The 7,143-nt window shown below is 58.0% G+C and carries 8 protein-coding genes; 7 read left to right on the forward strand and 1 reads right to left on the reverse strand.

The window, feature by feature from the left end; translation table 11 throughout:
- Positions 1–77 precede the first annotated feature (77 nt).
- The 4 genes from NW837_RS12525 to NW837_RS12540 all read left to right on the forward strand — a co-directional run bounded on the left by NW837_RS12525 (position 78) and on the right by NW837_RS12540 (position 3,537).
- Positions 78–1,256 (forward strand): tetratricopeptide repeat protein, encoded by a 1,179-nt coding sequence (locus NW837_RS12525; protein WP_414331961.1) that lies wholly within the window; start codon positions 78–80, stop codon positions 1,254–1,256.
- Positions 1,257–1,684: 428 nt separating this feature from the next.
- Positions 1,685–1,819: a hypothetical protein gene (locus NW837_RS12530; RefSeq protein ID WP_255344540.1), complete on the forward strand. Its 135-nt coding sequence runs from the start codon at positions 1,685–1,687 to the stop codon at positions 1,817–1,819.
- Positions 1,809–2,576, forward strand: coding sequence for an RNA polymerase sigma factor SigF (locus NW837_RS12535; protein ID WP_041436760.1), 768 nt, complete (start codon positions 1,809–1,811; stop codon positions 2,574–2,576). The genes NW837_RS12530 and NW837_RS12535 overlap by 11 nt, the downstream gene beginning before the upstream one ends.
- 367 nt (positions 2,577–2,943) lie before the next feature.
- On the forward strand, positions 2,944–3,537 hold the full coding sequence (locus NW837_RS12540) for an SAM-dependent methyltransferase (RefSeq protein WP_414331962.1): 594 nt from the start codon (positions 2,944–2,946) through the stop codon (positions 3,535–3,537).
- Here the strand turns inward: NW837_RS12540 and NW837_RS12545 are convergent.
- Entirely contained in the window at positions 3,534–3,947 is a 414-nt protein-coding gene (locus tag NW837_RS12545; protein ID WP_414331963.1) for a VOC family protein, read from the reverse strand. The two genes, NW837_RS12540 and NW837_RS12545, sit on opposite strands and share 4 nt — an antisense overlap.
- A gap of 456 nt (positions 3,948–4,403) precedes the next feature.
- On the opposite strand from NW837_RS12545, the gene NW837_RS12550 reads away from it, so the two are divergent.
- The 3 genes from NW837_RS12550 to mreD are packed head-to-tail and all read left to right on the forward strand — an operon-like array spanning position 4,404 to position 6,866.
- On the forward strand, positions 4,404–5,432 hold the full coding sequence (locus NW837_RS12550) for a rod shape-determining protein (RefSeq protein ID WP_414331964.1): 1,029 nt from the start codon (positions 4,404–4,406) through the stop codon (positions 5,430–5,432).
- 59 nt (positions 5,433–5,491) lie between these two features.
- A complete protein-coding gene (gene mreC, locus NW837_RS12555) occupies positions 5,492–6,244 on the forward strand; it encodes a rod shape-determining protein MreC (RefSeq protein WP_414331965.1) in 753 nt (250 codons plus the stop codon).
- Positions 6,222–6,866 (forward strand): rod shape-determining protein MreD, encoded by a 645-nt coding sequence (mreD, locus tag NW837_RS12560; protein ID WP_414331966.1) that lies wholly within the window; start codon positions 6,222–6,224, stop codon positions 6,864–6,866. Before mreC ends, mreD begins: the two co-directional genes overlap by 23 nt.
- Positions 6,867–7,143 lie beyond the last annotated feature (277 nt).

Consider the following 7,143-nt stretch of genomic DNA (forward strand, 5'->3'; position numbering starts at 1 on the left):
CAAACAGAATGCTATCGCTGCATAGTTGAACAGTGATGTTCAGCAGTGTTCAGCGTAAATGTATCAGGAAGTGGGTCATGCCGTTTGTGATTGCCCCGACCGACGTGGGCGTGCTGGTGCTGGGGGCGAGCCTGTTGCTTTTGGCCGGGGGTTGGGCCTGGTGGCTGCGGCGGCAGAAGCGTGCTGCCTCCCCAGAATCTACAGCCGTTTCGCCGGCCCCGGTGGTTGACCCATCTGCCCTTTCGGCAGAACAGGCGGCTCAACTACAGCCCTTCGAGCAGGCGGTGGGAGATCAGCCGCAGGATCCCATTGCCTGGTACAACCGCGCCACCACCCTCGACCACCTGGGGCAAGCCCAAGCTGCCCTGGCCAGCTACGACCGCGCCCTGGAGCTGAAGCCGGACTTCCCCGAAGCCTGGAACAACCGTGGTTCTCTGCTGGACGATCTCGGTCGCCATCAGGAAGCTCTGGCCAGCTATGAGCGGGCTCTGCGGCTGAAACCGGATTTTTTTGAGGCCCGCTTTAACCAGGCCAACACGCTGCGGCAATTGGGCCGCTACGAAGAAGCCCTACGTGCCTACGAACGGGCCCTTGCCCTCAGCCCCGACAGCCCGGAAACGTGGTACCTGCACGGGCTAACCTTAGCCTCTCTGGGACGGTGGCAGGGATCCCTAATCAGCTACGAGAAAGCCCTCGCCATCAACCCCGTCGATGCTCAAGTTTGGCAGAGTCGGGGGCTGGCTCTGTTTCACCTAGAGCGCTACGCCGATGCTCTGGCCAGCTACGAACGAGCCCTGCAACTGGGCTCCGAATCGGCCTCTCTCTGGGCCGGCCATGCCCTTGCCCACCACCGCCTCGGCAACCCGATGGAGGCCCTCAACAGCTATGACCGTGCCCTGGCGCAGGATCCCAAACGCCCTCAGATCTGGGTGCAGCGCGGCCTGGTGCTGATGGACTTGAACCTCTACGAGCTGGCCATCCAGAGTTTTGATCGGGCCCTGCAGATGGATCCCAGCAATGCCGAGGCTCACTACGCCAAAGCCTGCTGCTACGCCTGGGAAGGCCAAGTGCCTCAGGCCCTACAAGCTTTGGAGCAAGCCCTACGCCTGGAGCCGGAACGCTACCGCCCCTTGCTCTCCTCTGAGCCCTATTTCGACCTCATTCGCGAGGAGCCGAGTTTTGCATCCTTTTTGGCAGCCCTTGCCGGCACGGATCCCCCCAAGAACCCCCCGCCGCTGTCACGAACAGCCTCTTGACGTTCTCACCTCCCAGAAGGAGAGGAGAGGCTGGAATGCACAGGCTGTTTCACCGCCAACCTGACCCAATCACCAATAACCACGAGAGCACGCCAACAACAGAAATCCGGCAATTTCGTTGGGTCTTACGGGAAAATTGCGCTCTTTTGCCGATGAAACCCGCCGATTTTCCGTGGAGATGCTGTTGCTTGGGTCAAGAAACCTGGTCAAACTAAGAACGTTCCAGCTCTTGGCAAATCTCAACAGTGTCCGGTTGTGCTTCTAACGCCATCCCTGTAGCCCTGTAGCACCTGCTTGCGCAGGGTCTGGCTGGGCAAAAGCGTCTCTTGACTGGATGGGTGTTGGTTATGGGTGGGATCCTCAACCTTTGAATGGTTTTCCAGTTCCTTGAGTGCTTGTTCTACAGTTATTTTCGGCAAATCGGTAAAGTGGTTGTCTATGATAACGGCCCCTCGCCTGACCTCTCCCAAGAACTCCGTCTCCCTGAGGCGACCGGCGGCCCCCCCTCCATTGCCTTTGGCCAAGACCGGATTCCCAGCCGCATGTGGATCTATGGCATCTAGTGAGGATGTTAAAGCCCGAACTGCCGAACTGTTGCGGCTGTACCACCAGAATCGCGATCCAGCCCTGCGCAACCGGCTGGTGGAAATGAACTTGGGCTTGGTGCGCAAAGAGGCCCACCACTGGCGCAACCAATGCAATGAGGGGTACGACGACCTGGTGCAAGTTGGCTGTTTGGGTTTGATTCAAGCTATCGAACGCTTTGACATCAGCCGAGGCCTGGCTTTTAGCTCCTTTGCCCTGCCCTACATTCGCGGAGAAATTCAACACTACCTGCGGGACAAAAGCCCCACCATGCGGATCCCACGCCGCTGGACGACCCTGCAAAGACAAGCCAAGAAGGTGATTGCCCGTCTGCGGCAAGAGTTGGGCCGTTCTCCCTCTGAGGCCGAGGTGAGGGAAGCCCTGCAACTGACGGAGCAGGAATGGCGAGAGCTGGAGCTGGCCCAACAAAACAGCCTTTTGCTCAGCCTGGATGCTCCGATTCAAACTGAGGAAGACAGTGTTGCTCTGGGGGAGGTCGTTCCGGATCAGCGCTACCGCAGTTTTCAACTGGCTGAAGAAGATCGTATTCGCCTACAACATGCCTTGGCTCAGCTGGAGGAACGTACCCGCAAGATTTTGGAATTTGTCTTCTTCTATGACCTCACGCAAAAAGAAACGGCAGAGCGGCTAGGGATCAGTGCCGTTACCGTTTCCCGCCAAGTCAAAAAGGGGCTGGAACGCCTGGCTAAGTTGTTGAATCAAGATATTTTTTGAGATACAGCCCGTTACAAATTAAGGGATATAAAAGGGTATAAAAATCGTGTTTCCGAGGCTTGACCCCAGTGAGGTTTAGAACAAGCAGGTTCATAGTCATTCCAGACTCGATTGAGATACTCCCGCCGCTGCCCAGACGCTCCGCGCCGCTTCCCCCAGCCCCTCCAGAGGGAGAGGGGAGTTAGAGAGCAATGGAACGGAGATGTTTCATTCCTGTTGAAAATGACCATACAGGTGTATCCCATAACCCCTTAGTAGACTGTACTTGAGCCGACGCAATTGGCGGTGACTTTCCACCCAGTAGAACGGCAGGGGCTCTGTACTGCGACAGGTTGATAGACTGATGGGAAATTGATGAGAATATTTGATGAACAGAGAAAACCGCTCTTCTCGGAATCAACCCTTGGTGCCCCGCGGTTTCAAACCTAAGCTGGGTCAGAACTCGGTGGGCAGGGATCCCTTCTTCCAATGCCAGCCCAACCGGCAAAGTCCAGAGGGAATCCGCTTAGCCCCCTATGTGCGCACCTTGCCCTTGGTTGTGGATGCCATGCTGGATTTGGCCCAGGTGGGGAGCGAGGATACTCTCTACGACTTGGGCTGTGGGGATGGCCGCATTCTCATCCGGGCGTCACAGCGCTTTGGCACGCGGGGCGTGGGGGTGGATATCGACCCGGAGCGCATCCTGGAAGCCCAACAGCGGGCCCAAGAAGCCCAAGTTCAGGATCGGGTCACCTTTCTCCAGCAGGATCTGCTCACTCTGGACTTAACCCCGGCGACGGTGGTGAGTTGTTATTTGCTGCCCAGCTCCCACCTGCTGATCCGAGACAAGCTGCGCTCCCAGCTTCGGCCCGGCGCTCGTCTGGTCACCCACTCCTTCGACATGGGAGATTGGCTCCCCACCGCCACCACCACTGTATCGGATGTTATCAACACCTACACCATCTATCTCTGGCGAATCTAACCCTGGGGATCCCAGGCCGTCGCTTCCTCAAAAGCAGCAGAGGGCTGGTGCAGCACAATCCGGTTGCCATCGGGATCCCGAAAATCCACCTCCTGTCCATGAAAGGCTTGCCGCAGGGGGGAAATGGAGAGCTGATAAGCTCCCGCCAACCCTTCCAGTGTTGTCAGGGATCCCTGTAAATCTTGCACCTGCAGGCAGAGGCTCACCGCTGCGGCTTGGGCACCACCATCGAGATGACGGCTGCGATAGAGGCCCAGCCGCAACCCTGGCAGACGAAACTCTACGTACACCGGATCCCCCTCTGTCGGGAGCTGGACTTGGGGAGAGATCCCCAAGAGATCCCGATAGAAGCGTTGTAGACGAGGCAAGTCCAGGGTAGCCACGCTAACCAAGACACCAGAGAGCTGCATCGCAACCGCCAAAAGACCGGGTTGGTCTATCTTAGCTAAACTGCCGAGAAGCCCCGCGCTGTACCCGCAGGGTGAGCGTCGGGAGGATGTCACTCAGCTCCAACACCACGCGAGTCTGGGTGGCGATGTCGGATCCACCGTCTTGCCCTCCGGATCCAGGGCCAATGTGCCCGAGATGTAGAGGGTATTTTGCCCACCTTCACGCCGGGAGAATAGGGGGCGATGGCCGGATAGCCGGCTGGAGCAATGGCAACCTTAGGCACGAGGGATCCCGAATCACAACAGGATTGCACCTTAGCGGCGAATTCGATCTTCCACAGCTGGCTGGGATACAGCCATAGCCGGTTTCTCTGGAGCAGATTCCCACTCTTCGGGGGAGATTCTCTTGCAGAACTAGACTATAGTAGGTACCAAAGCTTGCTGCTTCTTCCCAAATCAAGACTGGAGCGACTTACCGTGGGGTTATTCAGCCGATTTTCCCGTGATATGGGCATTGATTTGGGCACTGCCAACACGCTGGTCTACGTGGCCGGGCGAGGCATTGTCCTGCAAGAGCCCTCTGTGGTCGCCATCGACCAAAACACCAAGCAACCCCTGGCTGTGGGGGAAGATGCCAAAAAAATGTTGGGCCGTACCCCCGGCAACATTGTAGCGGTGCGTCCTCTGCGAGATGGGGTGATTGCCGATTTCGACACGGCGGAGATGATGCTAAAACACTTCATCCACCGCGTACACGAGGGCCGGTACCTGATTGCTCCCCGCATTGTGATTGGGATCCCCAGCGGTGTGACTGGGGTGGAGCGACGGGCGGTGATGGAAGCCGCTCTCCAAGCTGGGTCGCGGGAGGTGTATTTGGTGGATGAGCCGGTGGCAGCAGCAATCGGGGCCGGGCTGCCGGTGCAAGAGCCCACTGGGAACATGATCATCGACATTGGCGGCGGCACCACTGAGGTAGCCGTCCTCAGTTTGCAGGGGATCGTGCTGAGCGAGTCCGTGCGGGTAGCGGGAGATGAGCTGAGCGAGGCCATCGTCCAGTACATGAAAAAAGTCCACAACCTCACCATCGGGGAGCGCACCGCTGAAGAGATCAAGATTCGGATTGGCTCCGCCTACCCAATTCAAGAGGAACTGACCATGGAAGTGCGCGGGTTACACCTGCTCTCGGGTTTACCCCGTACCGTCACGGTGAAGAGCACCGAAATTCGCGAGAGCATGGCCGAGCCCCTCTCGGTGATTGTGGAAGCCATTAAGCGCACCCTGGAGCGCACTCCACCGGAATTGGCTGCCGACATCATCGACCGAGGCATCATGCTGGCCGGGGGAGGAGCCTTGCTCAAGGGTCTAGATGCCCTGATCAGCCATGAAACCGGGATCTTGGTTCACATTGCCCCGGATCCCCTCAGTTGTGTGGTGCTCGGTACAGGGCGAGTTTTGGAGGATTTCAAAACCTTGGGTCGAGTGTTGAGCGGCAGCTTCAAGGGCTAGAGGAGTTTCTTCCCATCCCTGATCTAAGGTGTGAGTCGAGTGGGTCGGAGAGGTATTGCTTGAATCGGCTACGCCAATGGTGGAGGCGCCATAGCCTGGGGTTGCTCCTGTCTGCTTTGGCGATGGGGGCAGCGCTGGGCTTGCGCCAAACCCAGGGATCCCTGTTGGTGGAATTGTACAGTTGGATCACCGCCCCGGCCCGTCCGCCTGTGGATCCCGCTGTGGTGCTCAGCCAGGCCGCTAACCGTGAGCTGCAAGCCCTGGTAGCCGAGTTGCAGTACCAAAACCGCGAGCTGAAGCGACTGCTGCAATTTACCGAGCAAATGCCCCAAGCGGGGATCCCAGCAGCCGTGGTGGGTCGCAGCGCCGATCACTGGTGGCAACAGCTCACCCTCAGCCGCGGCAGCCGGCATGGAGTCAGGGTGGGAGATGTAGTCATGGCGCCGGGAGGGTTGATCGGGCGAGTCGAGTCGGTCACGCCCAACACCAGCCGAGTGCTCCTGATCAGCGATCCCACCAGCCGTGTTGGGGTGATGTTGAGTCGCAGCCGACACATGGGCATCCTGAGGGGTACGGGCACCCAGAGCGCCATTTTGGATTTTTTCGACAAGGCTCCCAAAGTAGAGGTGGGGGATGTGGTGGTGACCTCGGGCCTGAGCAGCTTTTACCCAGCCGGGGTGGTGGTGGGAACGGTTCGAGCGGTCAACTTGGATGCCAGCCCTGCCCCCCAAGCCACTGTCGAACTGTCGGCGCCGCTGGGTCTCTTGGAATGGGCCTTGATCTACCGCTATGCTCAACCCTCTGATTCCTAAGCTTAAGTCTCACCTTAACTGGCTGGTGACTGTCCTGTCGGGATTGCTGGCAGCAGTGGCCCCTTGGTGGCGAGGGCCGGGCTTGGAGCTAGCAGGCTTAACCCCAGACTGGCCCTTGATCTGGGTGGTGTGCTGGAGTGTGCGGCGCAAAGCTTGGCAGGGGGCTGTTGCCGGGGTCACCCTGGGTTTTCTGCAAGATGCGCTGACCAGCCCTTGTCCTACCCATGCGCTGGGGCTGGCTGTAGTTGGGATCCTCACCGCCAAGTTGCAAAAACAACGCTACATGCAAGAAGACTTTATCTCGGTGGCCTTGATCGTTTTTGGTATGGTGGTGATCGCCGAAACCTTGATGGCACTGCAATGGATGTGGCTCGTGGCCTCGCAGGGATCCGATGACCTGGATCCAGCAGGAACGCAAACCTTGCTGGATGGATTGGAGAACTCCCTTCGGTTTTTCGGCAACATTGGTGGCGATGGCCCCCGTTCTCTGGAGAGCATCTGGTGGAACCATCAACGCAATGCCCTCACGTCTGCTATTTTAAGTAGCCTCTGGGCACCCGCTTTGTATTGGCCCCTCAGCCGTTGGTGGCAGTCTCAAGAGCGGGATCCCAGAGAGATTTAGCCCCTGTTTTATGCCAAATCATCCTATCTTTCGGTTAAAACCCAGGTCACAGCAGAGTATGTCCCTTGCCATTTTTGGCAAGAGAGAACTCTCGAGGCGGTGGGAGCCCATTTGCCGGCTCGCTCCAGCATTCTACTTCTTTTGCATTGGCGCTGCGCTGGTCAGAAAAAGCGACGATCTGGAAAACTTCTCGTCGGGGGGGAGCAATTTTGGCCTAAAATGAACCCTAGAACTGAGATATAAGTCCCATCTTTTTCAGGCAGCTTCGGGCAAATAT

This window comes from Synechococcus sp. R6-10, from assembly GCF_047461815.1.
GTDB lineage: Bacteria > Cyanobacteriota > Cyanobacteriia > Thermostichales > Thermostichaceae > Thermostichus.

What these genes read in the sequence shown, in the direction of transcription:
- NW837_RS12540 (WP_414331962.1), top strand. Translation starts at nt 2,944, where the DNA reads ATGAACAGAGAAAACCGCTCTTCTCGGAATCAACCCTTGGTGCCCCGC.
- mreD (WP_414331966.1), top strand. Translation starts at nt 6,222, where the DNA reads ATGCTCAACCCTCTGATTCCTAAGCTTAAGTCTCACCTTAACTGGCTG.
- NW837_RS12535 (WP_041436760.1), top strand. Translation starts at nt 1,809, where the DNA reads ATGGCATCTAGTGAGGATGTTAAAGCCCGAACTGCCGAACTGTTGCGG.
- NW837_RS12545 (WP_414331963.1), bottom strand. Translation starts at nt 3,947, where the DNA reads ATGCAGCTCTCTGGTGTCTTGGTTAGCGTGGCTACCCTGGACTTGCCT.
- NW837_RS12525 (WP_414331961.1), top strand. Translation starts at nt 78, where the DNA reads ATGCCGTTTGTGATTGCCCCGACCGACGTGGGCGTGCTGGTGCTGGGG.